This window comes from Klebsiella sp. PK01 (genome assembly GCF_057624675.1).
Window position 1 is genome coordinate 104782 of record NZ_JBYEZM010000002.1, and the last position, 20943, is coordinate 125724.

At 56.6% G+C, this 20943-nt stretch carries 17 protein-coding genes and 1 pseudogene; 2 read left to right on the forward strand and 16 right to left on the reverse strand.

The window, feature by feature from the left end:
- The first annotated feature begins 23 nt into the window (after positions 1-23).
- Both AC22LX_RS05660 and AC22LX_RS05665 read left to right on the forward strand, forming a co-directional pair.
- The gene (locus tag AC22LX_RS05660) at positions 24-287 is read left to right on the forward strand and encodes an excisionase (RefSeq protein WP_072035725.1); all 264 of its coding nucleotides are present in this window, start codon (positions 24-26) and stop codon (positions 285-287) included.
- Positions 262-1380 (forward strand): phage integrase Arm DNA-binding domain-containing protein, encoded by a 1119-nt coding sequence (locus AC22LX_RS05665; RefSeq protein ID WP_221696271.1) that lies wholly within the window; start codon positions 262-264, stop codon positions 1378-1380. Before AC22LX_RS05660 ends, AC22LX_RS05665 begins: the two co-directional genes overlap by 26 nt.
- A 159-nt stretch (positions 1381-1539) precedes the next feature.
- On the opposite strand, the pseudogene AC22LX_RS05670 reads toward AC22LX_RS05665, so the two are convergent.
- The 16 genes and pseudogenes from AC22LX_RS05670 to tssK form a co-directional block, all read right to left on the reverse strand.
- A pseudogene (locus AC22LX_RS05670) lies at positions 1540-3972 on the reverse strand (ImcF-related family protein); the annotation flags it as partial.
- Between the two features lie 97 nt (positions 3973-4069).
- Positions 4070-6508, reverse strand: coding sequence for a T6SS phospholipase effector Tle1-like catalytic domain-containing protein (locus AC22LX_RS05675; RefSeq protein ID WP_487333829.1), 2439 nt, complete (start codon positions 6506-6508; stop codon positions 4070-4072).
- Positions 6481-7071, reverse strand: coding sequence for a Tli1a family immunity protein (gene tli1a / locus AC22LX_RS05680; RefSeq protein ID WP_487333830.1), 591 nt, complete (start codon positions 7069-7071; stop codon positions 6481-6483). The genes AC22LX_RS05675 and tli1a (AC22LX_RS05680) overlap by 28 nt, the downstream gene beginning before the upstream one ends.
- A gap of 213 nt (positions 7072-7284) precedes the next feature.
- Complete coding sequence (locus tag AC22LX_RS05685) at positions 7285-9312, reverse strand: T6SS phospholipase effector Tle1-like catalytic domain-containing protein (protein WP_487333831.1); 2028 nt, start codon at positions 9310-9312, stop codon at positions 7285-7287.
- Complete coding sequence (gene tli1a, locus AC22LX_RS05690) at positions 9285-9854, reverse strand: Tli1a family immunity protein (RefSeq protein ID WP_487333832.1); 570 nt, start codon at positions 9852-9854, stop codon at positions 9285-9287. Before tli1a (AC22LX_RS05690) ends, AC22LX_RS05685 begins: the two co-directional genes overlap by 28 nt.
- 162 nt (positions 9855-10016) lie before the next feature.
- Positions 10017-10436 carry a hypothetical protein gene (locus AC22LX_RS05695; RefSeq protein ID WP_015366105.1) on the reverse strand — a complete coding sequence of 140 codons (420 nt, stop codon included), beginning with the start codon at positions 10434-10436 and terminating at the stop codon, positions 10017-10019.
- Positions 10409-10981 (reverse strand): Tli1a family immunity protein, encoded by a 573-nt coding sequence (tli1a, locus tag AC22LX_RS05700; protein ID WP_487333833.1) that lies wholly within the window; start codon positions 10979-10981, stop codon positions 10409-10411. Before tli1a (AC22LX_RS05700) ends, AC22LX_RS05695 begins: the two co-directional genes overlap by 28 nt.
- A gap of 120 nt (positions 10982-11101) precedes the next feature.
- Positions 11102-11251 (reverse strand): hypothetical protein, encoded by a 150-nt coding sequence (locus tag AC22LX_RS05705; RefSeq protein WP_155956334.1) that lies wholly within the window; start codon positions 11249-11251, stop codon positions 11102-11104.
- Complete coding sequence (gene tli1a, locus AC22LX_RS05710) at positions 11224-11793, reverse strand: Tli1a family immunity protein (RefSeq protein ID WP_063447869.1); 570 nt, start codon at positions 11791-11793, stop codon at positions 11224-11226. The genes AC22LX_RS05705 and tli1a (AC22LX_RS05710) overlap by 28 nt, the downstream gene beginning before the upstream one ends.
- Positions 11794-11849: 56 nt before the next feature.
- Positions 11850-12608, reverse strand: coding sequence for a toxin Tle1 chaperone Tla1 (gene tla1 / locus AC22LX_RS05715; RefSeq protein ID WP_045390483.1), 759 nt, complete (start codon positions 12606-12608; stop codon positions 11850-11852).
- A 17-nt stretch (positions 12609-12625) separates the two neighbouring features.
- On the reverse strand, positions 12626-13771 hold the full coding sequence (locus tag AC22LX_RS05720; protein WP_063447867.1) for a hypothetical protein: 1146 nt from the start codon (positions 13769-13771) through the stop codon (positions 12626-12628).
- Positions 13768-14025, reverse strand: a complete 258-nt coding sequence (locus AC22LX_RS05725; protein WP_045390479.1) for a PAAR domain-containing protein — start codon at positions 14023-14025, stop codon at positions 13768-13770. The genes AC22LX_RS05720 and AC22LX_RS05725 overlap by 4 nt, the downstream gene beginning before the upstream one ends.
- 39 nt (positions 14026-14064) lie before the next feature.
- Positions 14065-16443: a type VI secretion system Vgr family protein gene (locus AC22LX_RS05730; protein ID WP_049060270.1), complete on the reverse strand. Its 2379-nt coding sequence runs from the start codon at positions 16441-16443 to the stop codon at positions 14065-14067.
- Between the two features lie 200 nt (positions 16444-16643).
- A complete protein-coding gene (locus AC22LX_RS05735) occupies positions 16644-18323 on the reverse strand; it encodes an OmpA family protein (protein ID WP_487333834.1) in 1680 nt (559 codons plus the stop codon).
- On the reverse strand, positions 18320-18985 hold the full coding sequence (gene tssL, locus AC22LX_RS05740; protein WP_047045208.1) for a type VI secretion system protein TssL, short form: 666 nt from the start codon (positions 18983-18985) through the stop codon (positions 18320-18322). The genes AC22LX_RS05735 and tssL overlap by 4 nt, the downstream gene beginning before the upstream one ends.
- Positions 18982-20325, reverse strand: a complete 1344-nt coding sequence (tssK, locus tag AC22LX_RS05745) for a type VI secretion system baseplate subunit TssK (protein ID WP_487333835.1) — start codon at positions 20323-20325, stop codon at positions 18982-18984. Before tssK ends, tssL begins: the two co-directional genes overlap by 4 nt.
- Between the last annotated feature and the right edge of the window lie 618 nt (positions 20326-20943).

A 20943-nucleotide genomic window follows, 5' to 3' on the forward strand; every position in this document is an offset into this window, starting at 1 on the left:
GGCGGTGGTCGAGAGATTAGACCATGAGCGAACAATACATGATCCCATTATCGGAATGGGGAACCAGAAGGTTTAGCATAAAACTTTCCAGTCAGTGTCTGGTTAATTATGGTCGTTTGGGTTACATCCAACCTCCTCCAGAAAAAATTGCTGGCAGATGGTTAGTTGATGAAAGTGCTAAATATGTAGGTAAAGGATCTGCCGGCATAAGGCCTTTAGTCCTCGACGATGATGATGATGCACTGAAAGGAATTTTAAATCATGTCACCGAGACCACGAAAAAATAGCATTAAGATACCCGGGCTGTATGCCCGGTTTGACCGACGCACGGATAAAACCTACTACCAGTATAAAAACCCAGTGACCGGAAAATTCCATGGTCTGGGAACTGATAAAGAAAAGGCAGAGAAAATAGCCACTACGGCAAATCAGCGTCTGGCAGCTGCTGAAGCGGATTATTTTTTGAAGAGAATTGAAGATAATCCGGAGGCCAAAAAGCGTCGAGGAATCAGTCTGGCATCATGGGTCGAGCGCTACCTCAAAATACAGGCCGCCAGACTAAAAGATAATACCATCGCTGAAACCACATATTCGGAAAAGGTCAGGATGGCTGGAAATTTAGTTGAGCGTCTTGGCAACCATCCTTTAAAGAATCTAGAGGTTCGCGATTTTGCAATGATTCTCGATGAATGGATCGATAAAGATATGAACAGCACTGCCCAGAATAATCGTGTGTTGTGGATCGATATATTCAAAGAGGCTCAGCATGCAGGTGAAGTCCCCCCTGGCTGGAATCCGCCCGAGGCAACCAGAAAACCAGTGATTCGAGTTTCCCGAGCACGCCTTACGTTTGAGGACTGGAAGTGTATTTTCGATGCTGCTCCAGATAAACATTACATAAAAAATGCCATGCTTCTGGCTATAGCAACTGGCCAGCGTCGAGAAGATATTTGTAACATGCGTTTTGCTGATGTTTGGGATGGATATATCCATATTGTTCAGGGAAAGACAGGTACCAGACTGGCGCTGCCGCTTAGTCTTAGATGTGAAGCTCTGGGATTAACACTGAAAGAAGTTATTGATGGATGTCGGGATCGCATTGTGAGCCCGTATCTCATCCATTCCTCCAACAAGAGGAAAGCAGGACCTTTAAGAAAGGATAATCTGTCACGTACTTTCGCTAAAGCGAGAGATAAGGCAGGCATAGTGCCACCGGAAGGAAAAACAGATGTGACGTTTCACGAACAGCGTTCGTTAGCTGAACGTCTCTATCGCGCTCAGGGAATCGATACAAAGATACTCTTGGGACATAAGATGCAAAGCACTACCGATCGTTATAACGACACACGCGGGCAGGAATGGATAAAGCTGGTCATATAATCGGGCTGTATTTCCGGTTCTGGGGAAATAAAGTTTTAAAATGCTCGGTTTGAAATAATAGCCATCACAGATTATAGGATGAGCAGTTTTGGTGAAAAGTTTTGGAGATATTTTGGAGAAATGAAAAAGTTATTAATTTTCAATATACTAAATCATCCCCACCTGCTGGAGCCGCAGGCGTACGCGAGTCAGGCGAGTCAGCCAGGTCTGTAAACTGAGGGTGCTATCTGCGGCGACCACGCTCTGAGAGGGATTTTTGCCCATCAGCGCCAGCAGCGGCCCAAAGGTACTCTCCAGCGGGCCGCGCACGCCGCCGGCCTGCTGATCGATAAACGGCTGCTTATCCTTATCGAGTAGATTTTTAGCCGATTTCACCAGCGAATCCGCCACGCCCTCACGCTGCTGCCCGGTCTGCCCCTGCCAGGCAAGGGTATTCATCAACGCAATCAGCGGCGACTGACGAACGTCGCCCGCCAACGTCAGCTGATCGGTCACATCGGCAATATTGCGCGCCGGATTCAAGCGAATGCTATTGAGAAAACCCAGCCACGCCCCGGCGAAATCGGTGAAATAGCGATCGGTCAGCCGCTGTTTCAACGCCTCCGGGGAGACATCGCCGCTGACGGTCTGGCGGCTATCGCTCAGCACCCAGTCGATCTCATCGCGCCTGGCCGCCACCACCTTATCGATCGCCTCGCGCACGCCGCCTTCCCACGCCGGGCGGGTGAACATCCCCGGCACCACCTCTTCCGTGGTAAACAACCGGCTGGCATTGGTCTGCGGCGTCATATCTTCCAGCGTCATGTCGGCATAGTTGCGGCGTACCTGCAGCAACATGTTCTCGTAAAGCGTGCTTTCAGCGTTGCGCCGCCCGATTTGCGCCAGCAGCACCTGACGCGCTTGCGTCACCAGCACGGCGTCCGGGGTGATTTTCCACGCCGGCTGCGACGGCAAGTTGTCCATATAGAAGGCCCATAGATCGGGGGCGATACTCTGCCATAGCGCCGGGGCGACTCCCTGACGCGTCTGCTGCGCGGCGGTCATTGTCTGGCGGTAAAACGCCGCATCGGCTTTATCCGGACGCGCCATCATCAGATAGGCCTTTAACTGGTCATAACCCGCTTTCGCCAGCTGCGCCCGCTGCGGGCTGCGCGGCGGCAGGTTGACCAACACCGTCAGTTGCCGGGTGAGCGCTTCTGCCGCCGCGTCGCGGATCAGACGCTGGTTAGCCCGCCCATACCACGGCAGCAGCGCGGTAGAAAGCGGCTCGTTATGATTAAGACCAAAGCGCTGATACCAGGGCGCGCCGTTGGCGAGCTGATTCTGTAGACGGCCGATATCGTTGCGCAGCACCTGCAAATCGATCAGCTGTTGGTCGTTAACGACGGGCTGCCGCAGCAGCTGTACCCGCTGGATGGCGCTGACAATTTGCTGGCGGTTGACGATAAAAGAGAGCAGGCTTCCCGCCGCCCACAAGCCAAACAGCGCCAGCAGGCCGACGCCGAGGGAGCGGCGCCACGCCACCCCCACCGGCACGCCGCGCGCGCGGCCGCAGTCTGCGATGATCCCCTGCCAGACGGCCGGGGCTGACCAATGGTGGGGATAGAGCCCATTGTCCGCCGCCTCTTCCGCCTTTAACGATGGGCTGAAAAACAGACCGCGGAGCGGGATCTGTTGCAGATACCCGGTAAGCCACGGCGTCAGTAGCGACTTCCAGCCGCTGATACCGCCCTCCTTCAGCCATTTAGCGATACGCAGCAGGTAATCGTGGGACGAATCAGCGCACAACTGCTGGGTCCCCTGCGCCAGCATGGCGGGCAGAATGGCGCGAAGCTGCAGTTCAACATCCTGCGGGACGGCCCGCGGCGGGAACAACGCCCCCAGCGTCTGGGTAATGCGCGTATCCTGCGGCCAGTCGCTGTCGTGGAGTTGCCACAGATAGACCGGCGGCTGGTAGCGCAGAACCTGCGCAACCTGCTCCAGCGTACGCAAATACCCGTCCAGGTTCGCGTCGGTGGCCTGAGCGCTGTCCAGCGCCAGCACGATACCATCCAGCGGCCGGCGGCCACGCAGCCGACGCAGGACGCTGAGCCGCTCGTTATCCACCTTCGCCGACAGGCTACCGCCGTGAATTAGCACCGTACCGCGGCCCTCCAGCCATTGCTGTTGCGCAAGGCCGGGAACGATGGCGGCAATCTGCGCCGCCTCGCCAGCGACCCACAGCAGGCGGACCTTATTGCGCCACAATCGGCCGTAGCGGCGACGAAGAGTGTGCTTTAAGGACGCAAACGGCTGCGCCGGTTTTGTCTGCTGGCTAATAAAAGTCCGCGTCTGACGCTGTTGCCCATCGGCTTTTTGCCTGATAAACAGGTGGAAAGCAATAAAGCCCAGTACCCAAAGACAGAGACCAAACGCCCAGACCAGGCTGCAGACGGTCACTATCTCGCGGACCGCCGTCCACTGCAGCGTGCGGTTGGCGTGCCAGTTCCACCATCCCAGACCGCCCAGCAGGACCACAATTGTCCAGACGGCAAGACACAGGGTCGCGGTGGCCGCTACGGTCATTACCGCGGCATTTTTTTCCTTGAACATAAAATTGATGATTCCCTTAGCCACGGGCGTGCATCATCACGCCCGTATAGCGTTATTAAGGATACTTAGCGGATATAATGAATATGGCGATAGCGAATTAAGGCAGCAGTATTTTAAAAGCCTCGCTTTTTATATCGCGATATATTTTCCCCAGCACGCCCGATACCGTATTCAGATCTTTCATATCCGTTCGCGCCTGCACTAATATATCGCCGACATTAATATCTATAATCGCTTTTACCCGCTGGCCAAATTGTTTCACCGAATCCCACGTATCGTCATCGTTATCGTAAATCGTCCGCGACGCAAAATAACCGTGGGAAAACGAGGAGTGCAGCGGGTCGTGATTATATTTGGCCAGCGTGTCATGCACGTAGTTATCGTAAAAATCCAGCATCGTCGGCGAGCCCATCAGCGCCGCCCGCCGGGCATCGCCGCTTTTCTTGATCTGGATATATTCCGACTCCTGCGCCGCCACCAGCGGACCGCCAAGCTGGTCGGTCTGCGTGGTGGGGATCACATCCAGCAGCACCTGAGCCAGCAGCGCCACGATACCGGTATGGGCAAAGTCATAGCCCCACGCCGCGCGATCCAGACGATCCTTATCGATAAACGGCACTTCTCGCGGACCTTCGCTTTCCGCGGGCGCCGCCGCCGACGGCAGCGCGCTGGCCTGCTCATTCAGCGCCTGCTGATAAAAAGGCTTACGCTGATAATACTTATCGGCGTATTGCGGGCTGGCAAAGCGCTCGGTGCGCCACGCGGTGATCCAGCTCAGTTGGTCCGCCAACATCACCTCAAGCGCTTTGGCCTTCAGCGGCACATACACCGGATCCGGCAGCTTGCCCAGCGGGCCGTTCTCCGGCGGCTTCGCGGCGGCGGCTTTCGCCTTATCGCCATCCGCCTTGTCGTGAGCCGCCTTCAGCGCGGCAACCGGATCCCGGCCCTGGGCCACGGCGATGGCCACCACCTCCGCCTCGTTGACGGCCGGCGTTTCGGTCTTCGCCCCCGCCTGCTGCGCCCCAGCCTGCTGCCAGGCGTTAAACAGGGCGATGGCCTGTTCGGAGATTTTGAATTGATCTGCGACATCCCCTTGCATTATCCGATAGGTTTTATCTTTGGCGCCGCCGGGCAATACCTCCTCAGGTACGCTCAGCGGCGCCCCGGCGTCAAAGGCGGCGGCATACATATCGTGCAGCACAATCTTTGACAGCAGGCTGCGGGCGTCGGTCTGCACTTTGCCGAGTTCTGACGGTTTACAGTCGCCGCCAACATCGGCATGCATCCCGGGATAGACCACCTCCACCGCTCCCGCCGGGTATTTCCCGTCAGGACCGCGAATGGAGTCCAGCGGCAGGTCGCCGTGCTGCTCGTGGCCGGCGACAAAGTGGTAGCAGCTTTTTAAAAAACTTTTGGTGGTCGGCAGCCGCAGGCTGTTGGCCGCCCAGCCCAGATGCCCGGTGGCCGACGGCAGGATATGCGGCACGCCAACCGCGGAGACCGTATCCAGCAGCCCCATAAACTCGATACTGATGGGAATGCCCAGCAGGGTCGGGCCGGCGGGTACCACCGCCCCCGCCGGCAGCATATTTGTCGCATCAAGCGGCATTTTAGCGTCATCGAGCAACGACTCCAGCCCGCGGGCGAAGGCGCGGGCGGTGGCGGCCCCCCGGCAGTAGCCGTAGACAAAGAGCTTGATTTTGGCGATGCGCCGCTGCGAGCGCTGGATATGCAGCCGCGTCGGCTGCCGCGGCCACTGGTTGACCACGGCACCCAGATGGTCGTCGCAGAATTTGTCAAGCGCGCTTTTACGGTTGAACTTCTGGGTCAGCCGCGAGAAGGGCCAGACGGTGGCCATCTGTGGTCGAAAGGTATCCAGTTCGCTGTCCTCAATTGCCTTTTTATTCACCGCATAGCAGATGCTGCTGTAGGTCTTAAGCAGCGCCTGGTTGATACGATCCTCACCGCCGTTGGCAAACAGCTCGCCGTCCAGCGAGTAGTGCTTCTCACCAATCTCCGGAAAGCTTGCGCCACAGCCGGGAAAGTAGTAACAAAAATAGCCATCTTTTTCTGCTGAGAAATTCTGGTCGGTCCAGTTCGCTGCATGATAGAGCCGGCCAATATTGGTCAGCGGCGGATTACGAGAGCCGTAGACCTCATCGGCCCCCTTTTCATTACAGCAGGTACCGTCAAAGAACAGGCTGATATGCAGACTGGCCGGGCAGCCCGGTTCCGTTTTTTTGTCCGATTGATGTTCAGACTCCCCGACATATCCTTCCAGATACTGCCTGGCGTAGTTGCCTTCGGCCTGCGTTCTGCTCGCCGGCAGGCGGCCGCGCTCGTTGTATTCGGTTTTCTGCTGCGTGGAGTTATCTGCTGGTTTTTCCCCTTTTTTATCATCCGGCCCGGGAAACTTTGGCGGTAAACTGGCCGCTTCTGCGGTGGAGGTTTTAACCGTGACCGGAGTGGCACCGGTCTGGAAGGCCGCAATAAGCGCCTTCAGGGCATTCAGCGTGGAATCTGCGGTGTCGGACATACAACTTCCTCCTTGATATGTTCGATAAGTATTTTGTGTGCCCTTTCCCTCCAGTCAGGTGGAGACTGAGGGACTGGATATTCAGGTTGACCTGGCTGAACCGGCCCCCCCGGGAGCACACAGGAACGCACTATCCGCACCTTATCGCAGGGGAAAATATGCACATGAAAACCGCAGGCCTGACCCTTCTCCCAGCGTTCAATCGGCACGGTAATCGGCCCATGGTGCTGATAGTATTGCGCGTAGTTGTCAGGCATATCGCTTAGCCTCATCCAGGAGTTAGGATCGGAGGTCCAGGTGATTTTTGCCGTCAGCCCCGGCCGCCAGTCGTTGGGCACCATCACACAGCAGAAGCCGCCGCCGCCGCCGTAGGAATTGGCCCTTGGCCCGCCGTAGCCATTCACCTGCACCGAAACGATGGCATCCGGGCCGTGGTTTAACAACGTTATGTCGGCGGCGCTCATGCCGTCGCGACTGTGATCGCGGCAGGCCGTCAGCAGGCAGAGAAAAGCGGCGGCCAGCACCGCCAGCCCGCCGGGCAAAATACGAATATGCTTTATCATTGATGTGTCCTTACAAATATAAATTGATGAGTTATTAATAAATGGCGTAATTAAATGCTTGTATTTATGCTAATATATAACCCCCATATATAACTGGTAATGATATTTGTAGCGGTCAAATAAAATGGGCCGCTATAAATATCTTCAGCTGTATTTTCATATCCGTTCGCGCCTGCACTACTATATCGCCGACATTAATATCAATAATCATTTTTACCCGCAGGCTTGCGTGGTGGGAATAATATCCAGCAGCACCTGAGCCAGCAGCGCCACGATACCGGTATGGGCAAAGTCATAGCCCCACGCCGCGCGATCCAGACGATCCTTATCGATAAACGGCACTTCTCGCGGCCCTTCGCTTTCCGCGGGCGCCTGCGCCGACGGCAGCGCGCCGGTCTGCTCATTCAGCGCCTGCTGATAAAAAGGCCTACGCTGATAATACTTATCGGCGTATTGCGGACTGGCAAAGCGCTCGGTGCGCCAGGCGGTGATCCAGCTCAGCTGGTCCGCCAGCATCACCTCCAGCGCTTTGGCCTTCAGCGGCACATACACCGGATCCGGCAGTTTGCCCAGCGGGCCGTTCTCCGGCGGCTTCGCGGCCGCGGCTTTCGCCTTATCGCCATCCGCCTTGTCGTGAGCCGCCTTCAGCGCGGCGACCGGATCCCGGCCCTGAGCCACGGCGATGGCCACCACCTCCGCCTCGTTGACGGCCGGCGTTTCGCTCTTCGCCCCCGCCTGCTGCGCCCCGGCCTGCTGCCAGGCGTTAAACAGGGCGATCGCCTGGGCGGAGATTTTGAATTGATCTGCGACATCCCCTTGCATTACCCGATATTTTTTACCTTTGGCGCCGCCGGGCAATACCTCCTCAGGTACGCTCAGCGGCGCTCCGGCATCGAAGGCGGCGGCATACATATCGTGCAGCACAATCTTTGACAGCAGGCTGGCGGCATCGGTCTGCACCTTGCCGAGCTCCGCGGGCTTACAGTCACCGCCGACATCGGCGTGCATCCCGGGGTAGACCACCTCCACTGCCCCGGCCGGATATTTGCCGTCCGGACCGCGAATGGAGTCCAGCGGCAGGTCGCCGTGCTGCTCGTGGCCGGCGACAAAGTGGTTGCAGCTTTTTAAGAAGCCTTTGGTGGTCGGCAGCCGCAGGCTGTTGGCCGCCCAGCCCAGATGCCCGGTGGCCGACGGCAGGATATGCGGCACACCAACCGCGGAGACCGTATCCAGCAGCCCCATAAACTCGATACTGATGGGGATGCCCAGCAGGGTCGGGCCGCCGGGCACCACCGTCCCCGCCGGCAGCATATTTGTCGCATCGAGCGGCATTTTAGCGTCATCGAGCAGCGACTCCAGCCCGCGGGCAAAGGCGCGGGCGGTGGCGGCCCCCCGGCAGTAGCCGTAGACAAAGAGCTTGATTTTGGCGATGCGCCGCTGCGAGCGCTGGATATGCAGCCGCGTCGGTTGCCGCGGCCACTGATTGACCACGCAGCCCAGATGATCGTCGCAGAATTTTTCAAGCGCGCTTTTACGGTTGAACTTCTGGGTCAGCCGCGAGAAGGGCCAGACGGTGGCCATACTGTTCCGGTATCCGGTCAGTTCGCTGTCTTCTATCCTTTCCTTTTTCACCGCATAGCAGATGCTGCTGTAGGTTTTAAGCAGCGCCTGGTTGATACGGTCCTCACCGCCGTTGGCAAACAGCTCGCCGTCCAGCGAGTAGTGCTCTTCACCAATCTCCGGAAAGCGCGCTCCGCAGCCGGGAAAGTAATAACTGAAGTAACCATCATCCTCCGCCTTATCTAACCAGTTTGCCGCATGGTAGAGGCGGCCGATATTGGTCAGCGGCGGGTTTCGCGAGCCATACTCTTCATCACCATCTTCTTCATTACAACAGGTACCGTCGAAGAACAGGCTGATATGCAGGCTGGCCGGGCAGCCCGGTTCCGTTTTTTTGTCCGAGGGATCTTCTGACTCCCCGACATATCCTTCCAGGTACTGCCTGGCGTAGTTACCTTCGGTCTGCGTTCTGCTCGCCGGCAGGCGCCCGCGCTCGTTGTATTCGGTTTTCTGCTGCATGGAGTTATCCGCGGGCTTTTTGTCATCCGGCCCGGGAAACTTCGGCGGTAAACTGGCGGCTTCCGCGGTGGAGGCTTTAACCGTAACCGGAGTGGCACCGGTCTGAAAGGCCGCAATAAGCGCCTTCAGGGCATTCAGCGTGGAGTCTGCGGTGTCGGACATACGACTTCCTCCTTGATATGTTTAAAAATGACGTTATCTGCTTTTTTATCCTCATCGGGCGCACGCTGTATCGGATATTCCGGAGATGAACGACCGTAACAGGAACGTACAATTCTTACCTTATCGCAGGGAAAGACATGCACTTCAAAGCCGCAACCCAGCCCTTTCTCCCAGCGCTCAATAGGCACGGTAATCGGTCCATGGCGCTGATAGTATTGTGAATAGTTGTCAGGCATATCGCTTATTTTCATCCAGGAATTAGGATCGGAAGTCCAGGTAATTTTTGCCGTCAGTCCCGGACGCCAGACATCAGGCACCATCACACAGCAGAAGCCGCCGCCGCCGCCGTAGGAATTGGCCCTTGGTCCCCCATAGCCGTTCACCTGCAACGAGACAATGGCATCCGGACCGTGGTTTAAGACGTTTATATCAGCGCCGCTCATGCCGTCGCGACTGTGATCGCGGCAGGCCGTCAGCAGGCAGAACAAAACGGCGGCCAGCACCGCCAGCCCGCCAGGTAAAATACGGATATGCTTTATCATTGATGTGTCCTTACAAATATAAAGTGATGACTTGTTAATAAATGACGTAATTAAATGCTTTTATTTATGCTAATAGATGCCCCCCATATATAACTGGTAATGATATTTGTAGCGGTCAAATAAAATGGGCCGCTACAGACATTAATACCAGTTTTTCAGAGGTTAGAGCCGAGCAATATTGGTCAGCGGCGGGTTTCGCGAGCCATACACTTCATCACCATCTTCTTCATTACAGCAGGTACCGTCGAAGAACAGGCTGATATGCAGGCTGGCCGGGCAGCCCGGCTCCGTTTTTTTGTCCGAGGGATGATCGGACTCTTTAACATACCCCTCCAGGTACTGCCTGGCGTAGTTGCCTTCGGTCTGCGTTCTGCTCGCCGGCAGGCGCCCGCGCTCGTTGTATTCGGTTTTCTGCTGCGTGGAGTTATCCGCGGGCTTTTTGTCATCCGGCCCGGGAAACTTTGGCGGTAAGCTGGCCGCTTCTGCGGTGGACGTTTTGACCGCGACCGGGGTGGCGCCGGTCTGAAAGGCGGCAATAAGCGCCTTCAGGGCATTCAGCGTGGACTCTGCGGTGTCGGACATACGATGTTCTCCTTAACATGCTTATAAAGTATATTTTTTGCTCTTTCCTTCCAGTCTGGCGGCGACTGGGGTACCGGGTAGCCCGGCTGTCCCGGCGGGATGCAGGAACGCACTATCCGCACCTTATCGCAGGGGAAAATATGCACATCAAAGCCACAGGCCTGTCCCTTTTCCCAACGTTCAATAGGTACAATAATCGGCCCATGGCGCTGATAGTGAGTTTCATAATCATCCGGCATCTCACTGGATTTCATCCAGTAATTGGGATCGGAGGTCCAGGTGATTTTTGCCGTCAGGCCCGGCCGCCAGACATCTGGCACCATCACGCAACAGAAGCCGCCGCCGCCGCCGTAGGGATTAGCCCTGGGGCCCCCGTAACCGTTTACCTGCACCGAAACAATGTCATCCGGGCCGTGGTTATAGACATTTATGTCAGCGCCGCTCATGCCGTCGCGACTGTGGTCGCGACAGGCCGTCAGCAGGCAGAGCAAAACGGCGGCCAGCACCATCAGTCCGCCGGGCAAAATACGGATATGCTTTATCATTGATGTGTCCTTACAAAAGAAATTAAATGCGCGTTATTAAGAGATGACGTGATGACAGAATTATATTTTTTGCTGATATATATACCTCCAGAATATTTGTGATAATGATATTTGTAGCGGTCAAATAAAATTGGCCGCTACAGACATTAATACCGGTTTTCCAGATGCTTCCACAGTGGAGGTTTTAACAGCGACCGGAGTCGCACCGGTCTGAAAGGCCGCAATAAGCGCCTTCAGGGCATTCAGCGTGGAGTCTGCGGTGTCGGACATACAACTTCCTCCTTGATATGTTTAAAAATAACATTATCTGCTTTTTTATCCTCATCAGGATGAGGAAGTATCGGGTATTCCGGGGCTGCACGACCGTAGCACGATCGTACTATCCGCACCTTATCACAGGGGAAAATATGCACATCAAAGCCGCAGGCCTGCCCCTTCTCCCAGCGTTCGATAGGGACAGTAATCGGCCCATGTTTCTGATAGTGAGTTTCATAATCATCGGGCATCTCACTCGATTTCATCCATGCGTTAGGATCGGAGGTCCAGGTGATTTTTGCCGTCAGCCCCGGTCGCCAGTCGTTGGGCACCATCACGCAGCAGAAGCCGCCGCCACCGCCGTAGGAGTTAGCGCCTGGCCCGCCGTAGCCGTTCACCTGCATCGAAACAATGGCGTCCGGACCATGGTTTAAGACGTTTATATCAGCGCCGCTCATGCCGTCGCGACTGTGGTCGCGACAGGCCGTCAGCAGGCAGAGAAAAGCGGCGGCCAGCACCTTCAGTCCGCCGGGCAAAATACGGATATGCTTTATCATTGATGTGTCCATACAGAACTGATAATCGCCTATTGATTATCAAAAGGGAGGATGTTTCATTCCTCAAAGTGACTTTCAAACCAGGAAGCTAAATCACCGATAAAATTCTGCTGATGCGCCTGCCAGCCGAGCTGCCAAAGGGTATTAAATTTGTCCTCCTGAGTCGTAAAAAAGGTGCTGAATTTTTCAGAAACCGTAAATCGCTGGGCATCGATAGCGACATCCAGTTTCATTATTTGCTCATCGCTGAAATTAATCTTGATCGCCTCCGGGATCGTTGCCTGAACTGGCGAACACTCGCCTTCCAGCCAGCAGATCTTGTTGTCTCTATCGCGGTAGCTCCAGAGATAAACCGGTTCTAAAAACCACGCTTTTTGTTCTTCAGTGAGCACATGCTGCATCAGCAAGGGGAACATGCGAGTATCGTAATAGCGCACCAGGCCAGAACGGTCTTCCCAGGCGCCATCGGCCAGATTGCGCAAGTGGGCGGCGAGCGTTGAAAAACTTAGCGGTGAGAGAAAGATCAGCAGACCCGGCTTGTAGGAAAATGCGGCGATCAGATCGGCGAGCCACTGACGATGCTGCCAGCAAGCTAGCTCAAGCCGCATCAATAAAGGCGCCATCTCCAGCAGCGGCTCTTCCGGTTGCCCCTGATAGAGCGAGAACCATTGCACCGGAGGAGAAAGTCTATTTAAGCCATCCAACAACGGATTGCTTAAAACACCTTGATCGGCAATGAGATAGACGTCGCGCAGCGCGAGCTTTCGGGCAAATTGTTCCAGCTTGCTAGTCCATTCCTGATTCATTAACGACATGTTCATTCCTTCTTATCTTAAGGTTGCGGTGCCGGCACGGCTGCGGTGACGATGCCCAGAGAGAGAGCATGACGCGGATCGCGGGCGATCCAGCCGCAAGACTGATGAAAGCGGCGGGCAAATATCGCCGCCAGCGCGATGGTGATGAGCTGCTCCATCTGCCCCGTCTCTCCCCAGTTTTCATCCTGCAGGAGTTGGTTGCTGTTCCAGCCGCTTTGCGCCAGTTCCGGGATTTGCGGCTGTGTAAATGCGATACAGGGATCGGGCGGACGTTCGGCCCCGCTTTGCTGCATCGCCCGCTGACAGACCTGCTGGATATTTTCCACCGCGGCGCCTTCATAAACCTCGCCGCGGGTCAGTCGCGCCTCCCCCTCCCGGGCCAGTAACCACAGCACGGCGGATTCACCCGCCGGTCTTGCGGTATCAGCCGTCGCCGCTACCGACTGGCACCCTGCTACCAGAATGAAACATGCGTCGCCAGCCACATTCATTCGCTCGGTAATCTCCGATAAGCTGGCCTCACCTTGCCAGGGTTCCGCCATATGCGGCAACTGGGCGGTGGGATAGCGCTTTCGCAGCTCGGCGCAAAATTCTCGCCATGCCGGTTCGCTGCCCTGCCAGTAACAGCCACTCAGGCAGGGAAATTGATGGTCGCCTCGCTGAGCCAACCATTGCCGCACCAGCATCCGGGCCAGCTGTTGTTCGCGCAGGTCGATATCAACGATGTCCGAGTGGATCAGCCGCAGCGCCCGCGCACCGGCCTCCAGTTTCTCTTTTGGCGCCTGATGTTCTCGCTTCAGCAGCGTCTGCCAGTGCTCGGGCTCACACCCCACCGGCCCCAGCAGCACCGTTTCCCCCAGCCCTACGCTATATTGATGCCGGGCCCACCACGTTTGATGATCGAGATCGATCAACCGCTGGTAGTACTGGGTGTAGTGGACCGACAGGCGGTAATAAAGCAGACGCAGCATCCAGATGATGAAGACCAAGAGCACGGCGCTAACGATCGCGACGGCAATTAACGCCCCTCCACGCGCTTCGGCAGGCATTAACGCCGCGCCTCCTCCGCTGATAAACGTCAGCCCCGCGCCAAAGGACAACCACCGTCCGTTGTGGGGTGGCGTGGCGGTTTTGTAAGGCAGATAGTCGGTGAGCTGTCTCATAGCGCGACTTCGCAATCAGGGCGTGAACTCACCAGCGTACAGCCGCAGGCGCAACGATGCCCGTCAAGAGCCACCGGAGCACCATCCACTTCATACAGCGAGCTTCCTTCGGCTATGACCGTCAGGCCATGTTTATTGCAGCTCACCTGGTCGCCTTTACAGGCGATACCTTTACCAAAACAGAGGTAATGGCCGCCGATCACCGTACCGCCATGCTCACGCAAGCTATCACCCTGCCGAATAATGGGTTTCAAGGTCTGTTCCTCCGGGTAAGTTATATCAATAAGCGATTGTCAGGCGGCACGCGGAACAAAGGTCTGAGCCAGTTCTTGCGCATGAATCAGGCAATCTTTACAAATCGATGTGGGAAGGTCGGGAAGCGGAAATGTCTCGCCGGCGGGCCCTTGCATCTTATGTGTGCCCTTAAAACTGAGCAGGCTCGGGCTATGAAGGTGGATTTCCCCCTGCGGAGTCAGACGAATGTAGCCGCCGCCGCAGCCCAGGGTGATACCATTTTTGGCGGTAAGCTGCAGATGACCCTGCGTTGACTGAACGGTAATATCTTTCAGTGAAGTGAGCGCCAGAGTATCGCCGTGCGACTCTATCTCCAGCGGGCCTTTCACCGATACCATACGCATCCCTTCGCGGTGGGAAAGCAGTGAGATAGCGTTTTTGGTATTCACCGACAAACGATTACCGCTGGCCAGCGCAATATCGCTGGCGCTTTGCAGATACAGTCCTTTACCACTCTGCAACAGCGTCGTTTCCGCCGTCACCATGCCGATGCCCTTCGGCGCGCTCATCAGCAGGACGGGGCTCGCCAGATTGACGGCTTTGCCGACGAACTGCTTTAACGTGCTGATATCCGGTGGGGTGTTGTAGTGGGTGCGGGCAATCTCCTGCCAGTCGTTGAGCTGAACTGCGGCGGCGCTGAGCAATTTACTGGCGGGCTCCATTTCCGCGACCGCCCCCATCGCTTTCAGCTGTTCGTCAGCGGTGATAAATATCCCTTTGCCTGCGCGGATCGCGCCGTAGCTGTCGGTGCGTAACTCAAACCCTTCTCCCCGCGGCGTGTTCTGATGATCAACCAGATGGCCGAGGTTCAGTTGGCTCTTGCCGCCATATTCGGTGCTGACCTTAACGTGCTCTTTACCTCGGGTATCATCGAGGCGAATTTTGTTGTTCGCTGGCGTGCGCAGCACGTTGCGCTTGTAGTTGTAAAGCGTCACATGGTCCTGGTGCGTGGAATCGTGCAGCGCGCCGGCGATGTAGGGCCGATCCGGATCCCCCTGCTCAAAAGCGATCGCCACTTCGGTTCCCGCTAACAACGGCAGATGCAGGCCAAAAGTTTCACCGGCGTAAGGGCGTGCCTGCCGCACCCACAGGCTTTCCTCACCCGGCTGCCAGCGATCGCGGTCGAATAATAAGTTCACCCGATAACGTCCGTCGCGATCGATATGGCCGTAGAGATCGTTGATTTTGGTGCTGGTGACGCGCGCTGGCAACGTCCCGGCCATCTTGGGTTTGCTGATGATTGCCGGGCGAAAGCAATAGGTTTCTACACTGGGAATGGCCTGAAACGTCACTTCGAAGCTGCGATCGCGGCGGGCGCGACAGTGAATAGCGGTGATCGCCACGCCCCGGCGCCAGACCTCCGTCACCTCCTCGCCGCCGTTCACTTTTAGCAGTTGGCCGGGAGCCAATGTCGCGCAGTTTGTTTCCCCGCTCAGCCGCGTCTGCTGGTTCAGGTAGCGCTCATGGCGAATACGGGCATAAAAGGCCCCGCTCTCCGGGTCCGGCGTATGCTGGTAGCGATTACCCGGCGCCAGATAGTTGTCCGCCCAGTGATAGGCTTCACCATAGGTGGTACTATCGCCGCGGCTGACATTGATGTTGAGATTCATGTCCTCGGGCGCGTTACGATAGTTGTAGTCACGGGTGAAGACCGAACGCTCAACCACGTGGTGTCGGCTCTGCAAATCCCACACCGACTCGCTGCCGCCATCATGCTGCCCTGACGGGGCGACCGAGGGCAACATCAGCCCCGCCTCGTAGTGTTGCTGGTCGTCGAAGAACTCCGCCACATCAATATTTAGCCGGGTATCTGCGGTGAAGCGAAACCAGATCCCCACCTCGCCCAACAGCCGGGAGATAAAAGTCAGATCGTCCTCGCCGTACTGCATCACCTGTTCACGGCGCGGATATTCATGCGCCAGTCGAAATACAAAATCTTCCCCGCGCATGTGGTGACGGGTTCTGAGAATGTGCTCCACAATCTGCGGCACCGACATGTCCTGGTAAATTCGATTCTGATGGCTCTTCGACAGTAACGCCAGACGCGGCTGTAACGTCAAGGCGTAACGCGTTTCCTCCTTTGAGGTGGAAATCCGTTCAAAAGTGGTGATCGTCCCCTGCAGCACGCGCACCGGTTGCTGGATCTTAATGCCAAATCCCTGGTCAACCGGCGCCTGCAAGGTCAGCGAGGTGTTTTGCAGCAACATCTGCTGCGGGGTGATGGCGCGATCGCTGCTGGTAAATTCAATGGTATAGCGGAAAGGCTCGCTTAAGTTTTCCTCGCCTTCGAAGCACAGAACATCCAGCGAGGAGTTACAACCATGCACCTGTAAAAGATGATGACTGTGGTTGAAAAACAAAGGCTTTATGTTACTCATGGTTTATTTTCCCTTATCAAACACCATTTTCTTTATCTCCCTTCCATCACTTTCAGCCACGCTACCGCCCGTCGCTGTTTCCTGTTGATGAGGAGCCCAAAAGCGCACAAGGTTGGGCAGATTGTGTTGACCCCGGTCCCCGGCAACAAAAACGACGGACAGGAAAACCTGCCCGCACGGAGATTGATGAGATAGTCGGTTTAGAAAGCACCATCCGCCGGGGATGAGGCGGAGTTGGTCGCCACCCGGCAGGCATCGGCCTGCGGCACCAGGCTAATTTCGACCCGGCGGTTCAGCGCCCGGCCTTGCTGCGCCTCGTTGCTGGCGATAGGTCGGCTTTCGCCATAACCCTGTACCGCAAAACAACTTTCCGGCACGTCACCGGTGTCGCGCATCCAGTTGCGCACTGATTCGGCACGCTTCAGAGAGAGTGTCTGGTTAGATTTATCATCACCCACGCTGTCGGTATGCCCGGCGATGACGATAAGCCAACCTGGCCTGGCCTTTATCCCCAGCAGCGAGTTCACCAGCAGCTTGGTGGAGCCCGGTTTCAGCGTCCACTTGCCGGTATCGAAAAGTGACATGCTGTCGAGGCGGATAATTTTCGGCACGATTTTTTCTACCGCTTTCGGCGGTGGCGGGGGGACGTAGGAGCGAATCGTTTCCAGTACCGTCAGACGCAGACGCTCGCCGCGATATAGCCCGAGCCCCAGCGCCAGCGGCGCGCCATCACGCGCGAAGGCGTCCAGTTGCGCCGCATCCTGACGTAAAATCTGTACGGCGCGGGCTTTTGCTGCATGGTCGTCCATCGCCGTCCGTTCATAGCGCTGAACATCAAAGCCGATTCGCTGAAGGAGTTGATGGTTGTTCCATGCGCTGCAGCACAGCGCGATCATGGCCGCGAGGGAGAACAGGCAGAATGCCCGCCGCAGAGCACGGCTTTTCGGCGTGATGCCACCGCCCAGCGGTAGTATTGGCAAAATGAAATCAGGCAATGTCCGCGCTTCTGAAGTCATTTCCGGCAACCAGCCCGGTAGTGAGTTGAGGGCGGTATGACCAGACAGCCAGCGCTGCCATAGGTTATCCGCCACGACAGGCGCCCCGGCAGGCGTGAAATGATACAGCACGACTGCCGGGGCAATCGGGGGAACATCGTCGGTTGCCGCAGTCAGCGCGCTCAACGCCATCTGCTGCGTAAAGCGGGTAAACGCATTCATCCTCACCTGCGCCGCCAGGCGGCTACTCCCGCTCTCTTGCGCAAGCCAGCTTGCGCTGCTGCAGGGCACGCCGTCAGAGGGCCACACCTGCGTCATCTCTCCGACACGCGCTGTCTGCCATAACGGCTCCAGCGATACGCCGGACAGGGTGCTGTTCAGCAGTAACGGTATCGCCCGGCGGGTATCACGCCGCACCTGAGCAAGCTGCCAGCGCAACTCGCGAAGCCGGGCCGTCAGCGCCGCGTCATCATCATGTTGTTGCGGCTGCACGCAGAATATCACTGCCAACTGCGCGATGAGCGCCGGCCGCTCACGCTGCAAATAACGCGCCGTCTGCTGTAACGCAGCGGTGGTGACTCTCAGCCAGCAACCTTGTGAGGTAGGATAAACCGCGCTTTCTCCCGGCCAGTCCGCGGTGTCGCCGCAGACCAGCACAACCGGCAGTCGGTAAGGCGCCGGCGGTAGCTCAACCATCCAGTCGGCATCCTCTGGTCGCCCGCGTCGTTGCCGCTCGACGTAGACCACTCCGGCCGCTACGCCCGCCACCGTCAACCCAACAGCCAGCAACCGGCCGCCGGTGGTTAACGGCAGAAACAGCAGGCTCAGCAGCACTACCAGCAGCCCCGCCCACAACCATAACAGGCGCTGATAGCGCGCGTTCATTGCCCGCTCCCCAGTTGCAAAGCCGCTACCAGACCATCCAGCCAGTAGTTCAACCCCAGCCACAGCGCGGCCACCGCCGCCAGCGACAATCCAATGCAGATAGGCCAACGGCGCAGCCAGTCAGCCATGCCGTTGCGCCCGGAGAGCGCCGCCAGTATCGGCTGATGCGGGTCGCTCGCAAACGGCGGTACACGCTCGCCGAGCGTGCTGACAAGCGCTGCGCGCGCCGGGTCATTAAGGCTATACCGGCCCTTAAACCCCAGCGCCAGCACCCGATGAAAACAGGTCAGTACGGCTAGATCCGGCGCAGGTTCGCGCAGCACCTGGCGGATGCGCTCATAGAGCGCATCCCCGGCTTCCATGCCGCCAAAATATTTGACCTCCAGCGGTCGATCGTACCAGGTGATACTGGCGTCATCTTCCTCTTTGCGGCCTTTGGCGGTTTCATCCAGCAGCGCGCACCAGCTATAAAGGATATGCTGGCGGTTCGCCTCACTGACATCCGCGGCCACAAGCTGCGCCATCACCTGTTCAATGTTGTTTACACAACGCTGCCAGAGGAGCTTCCCCTCTCCCTCGGCCAGTTTGGCGCCGAGACGCAGTTCCGTCACCGTAAGCCAGCTATCCGCCAGCAGAGCATCAATATTGAGATCCTGAGTCATGAGCGCAGCACCGCATACAGTTCGAGTTCAGGGGCGCCCAGCAGGCCGGGCACATAAAAGACGCAACTCCCTTCCGCCAGCATCGCCTGCGCCGCCGGATGAGTCATATCAAGGGTGAAATACTGATTTTCCAGGCGCAGCGGGATGGCGGCGGGAACATGGCTCATGGCCTTTAGCGGAATACCCGGCTGCGAACCGTTGACCACCCGGTCAACCTCATCGGGGCTACCGGCTTTACACTGTTGCGGAAATTGCTCCAGCAGCTGCGCCGCTGGTAGCGTGGAACGCACCGAGAGATAAAAATCAGCCTCTTCGCGCAACCTTGGATCGTGCAGACGGGCATGCCAGCGCTTACGCCGGTCATCGTGCGTCATTTCAATCGCCACGACCCTGGATGGCAGGCTGGCTTCGAGCAGTACGCCGAGTAATTTGAACAACGGTGGAAAGACTTCTGTCAGCGCCTGATGACGATAAGGCGGAATATCCGCCGTAGTATGGTCAAGGGAGAAGGTCAGCAAGCTGCCCGCCAGGCCGGCCAGCGCTTCATACAGCCGTTCCGGATGTACCTGTGGATGGCGTAGAAAATGGCTCAACACCGGCTCCGCGCTGTTGAGCGCGTTAAGTAGCCAGAACAGTGATACATCCGCTACCGCAAAATCCGCCATCCTGGCGTTGCTCTCCCGGCGCATCGCCATCAGGCGCTGCAGGCGCGCGCGCAGCTGATTCGTCAGCTGTTCCGTCTGTTCGTAAAGCCAGCGGCTGGCCAACACTTTCAGCAGCGGCGGGATAAAGTGCTCATCCAGCGACCAACAGTTCTGACTGTCGCGACGTAGTCTGGCGAGGGCGACGGTTTGATAATCGCCGTTATCGTCATCCGCAGCGCGCAGCGTCAGTTGCGCAAGCAGCACCGCAATTTGTCGACTGTCTTCGCCATATCTGTTGCGCACTTCTCGCCAGGCCAGACGCCAACGTACCGGCCGCTCTGCGCGCTCTTCCATCTGCAGGCAGTTGCCGCCGTTTTCATGCTCATGAGGCAGCGCCAGCACCACGGTTAATTCACGGCAGTCCTCCTGCGGCAATACCATTACCGCAGGAAGCGCATCAGCGTTATCGCTATCGATAAGCGTGCCGTCAGGAAAGCGCACGTACAGGTGGCTGGCTTTCAGTGTCCCTTGCTTTAGCAGGGCGGCGTCAAATTCGACGCGGATGACGCCCCAGGGATTCATTACTCCCAGACGGGCAATACATTCGCTTTGCCAGGCCGCCTGGTTCACCTGTTGTTGAAAATGTTGTGGGGAGATCATCTGACCCCTGCCCCACAGTGGTCGTAATGTTTTCATCGCACCTCCTGTGCGTTACTTTTGCTTCTTCAATAAGACGTTCTTAAACCCCAGATTTCATTTCACCTTGCTAACTCACGGGCAAACGGCGCTCCGAAAGAGAAAAACTTGAATTATTGTTATTGGTATTTATTTTTTCTTGAACGAATATTGGGTGGGCTTTAATATTATCGAAACGACTAACGGCCAGAAGTTTAACTGTCAACTCGACGGCCCTCGGTTCAATTTCGATATGCAGTGACAATTGTGAATGAATACGGGTATTGAGTCGCTCACCTGGGAAGGCGTTGTTCATTACATCCCTTATATATCCGAACCACATCAGAATGAATCACTAGTTACCGTTAACCACCCAGATTAATGAACCATATTTAGATTGATATCAAGAATATTCACTATAGAAATAACAAACAAAATAACCAGCAATCGCAATATTGCAATATATCGCGTGGGCTCATGTGTTTTTAGTAGGGAATTAAACCAAAAACTCACTGACTAACGGGGCATGCGCCAATGATGCCTATTCCATTGATATAAATCATCACTTACCGCTATGCCGCAACAATATTGACCTGAAAGAATTTCCGGCTCAATTATATTTCTGGCGAATTATTTACA

Excerpts from the sequence above, each read along its gene's own strand:
- AC22LX_RS05660 (WP_072035725.1), top strand. The coding sequence starts at position 24 with ATGAGCGAACAATACATGATCCCATTATCGGAATGGGGAACCAGAAGG.
- AC22LX_RS05665 (WP_221696271.1), top strand. The coding sequence starts at position 262 with ATGTCACCGAGACCACGAAAAAATAGCATTAAGATACCCGGGCTGTAT.
- AC22LX_RS05675 (WP_487333829.1), bottom strand. The coding sequence starts at position 6,508 with ATGTCCGACACCGCAGATTCCACGCTGAATGCCCTGAAGGCGCTTATT.
- tli1a (WP_487333830.1), bottom strand. The coding sequence starts at position 7,071 with ATGATAAAGCATATTCGTATTTTGCCCGGCGGGCTGGCGGTGCTGGCC.
- AC22LX_RS05685 (WP_487333831.1), bottom strand. The coding sequence starts at position 9,312 with ATGTCCGACACCGCAGACTCCACGCTGAATGCCCTGAAGGCGCTTATT.
- tli1a (WP_487333832.1), bottom strand. The coding sequence starts at position 9,854 with ATGATAAAGCATATCCGTATTTTACCTGGCGGGCTGGCGGTGCTGGCC.
- AC22LX_RS05695 (WP_015366105.1), bottom strand. The coding sequence starts at position 10,436 with ATGTCCGACACCGCAGAGTCCACGCTGAATGCCCTGAAGGCGCTTATT.
- tli1a (WP_487333833.1), bottom strand. The coding sequence starts at position 10,981 with ATGATAAAGCATATCCGTATTTTGCCCGGCGGACTGATGGTGCTGGCC.
- AC22LX_RS05705 (WP_155956334.1), bottom strand. The coding sequence starts at position 11,251 with ATGTCCGACACCGCAGACTCCACGCTGAATGCCCTGAAGGCGCTTATT.
- tli1a (WP_063447869.1), bottom strand. The coding sequence starts at position 11,793 with ATGATAAAGCATATCCGTATTTTGCCCGGCGGACTGAAGGTGCTGGCC.
- tla1 (WP_045390483.1), bottom strand. The coding sequence starts at position 12,608 with ATGTCGTTAATGAATCAGGAATGGACTAGCAAGCTGGAACAATTTGCC.
- AC22LX_RS05720 (WP_063447867.1), bottom strand. The coding sequence starts at position 13,771 with ATGAGACAGCTCACCGACTATCTGCCTTACAAAACCGCCACGCCACCC.
- AC22LX_RS05730 (WP_049060270.1), bottom strand. The coding sequence starts at position 16,443 with ATGAGTAACATAAAGCCTTTGTTTTTCAACCACAGTCATCATCTTTTA.
- AC22LX_RS05735 (WP_487333834.1), bottom strand. The coding sequence starts at position 18,323 with ATGAACGCGCGCTATCAGCGCCTGTTATGGTTGTGGGCGGGGCTGCTG.
- tssL (WP_047045208.1), bottom strand. The coding sequence starts at position 18,985 with ATGACTCAGGATCTCAATATTGATGCTCTGCTGGCGGATAGCTGGCTT.
- tssK (WP_487333835.1), bottom strand. The coding sequence starts at position 20,325 with ATGAAAACATTACGACCACTGTGGGGCAGGGGTCAGATGATCTCCCCA.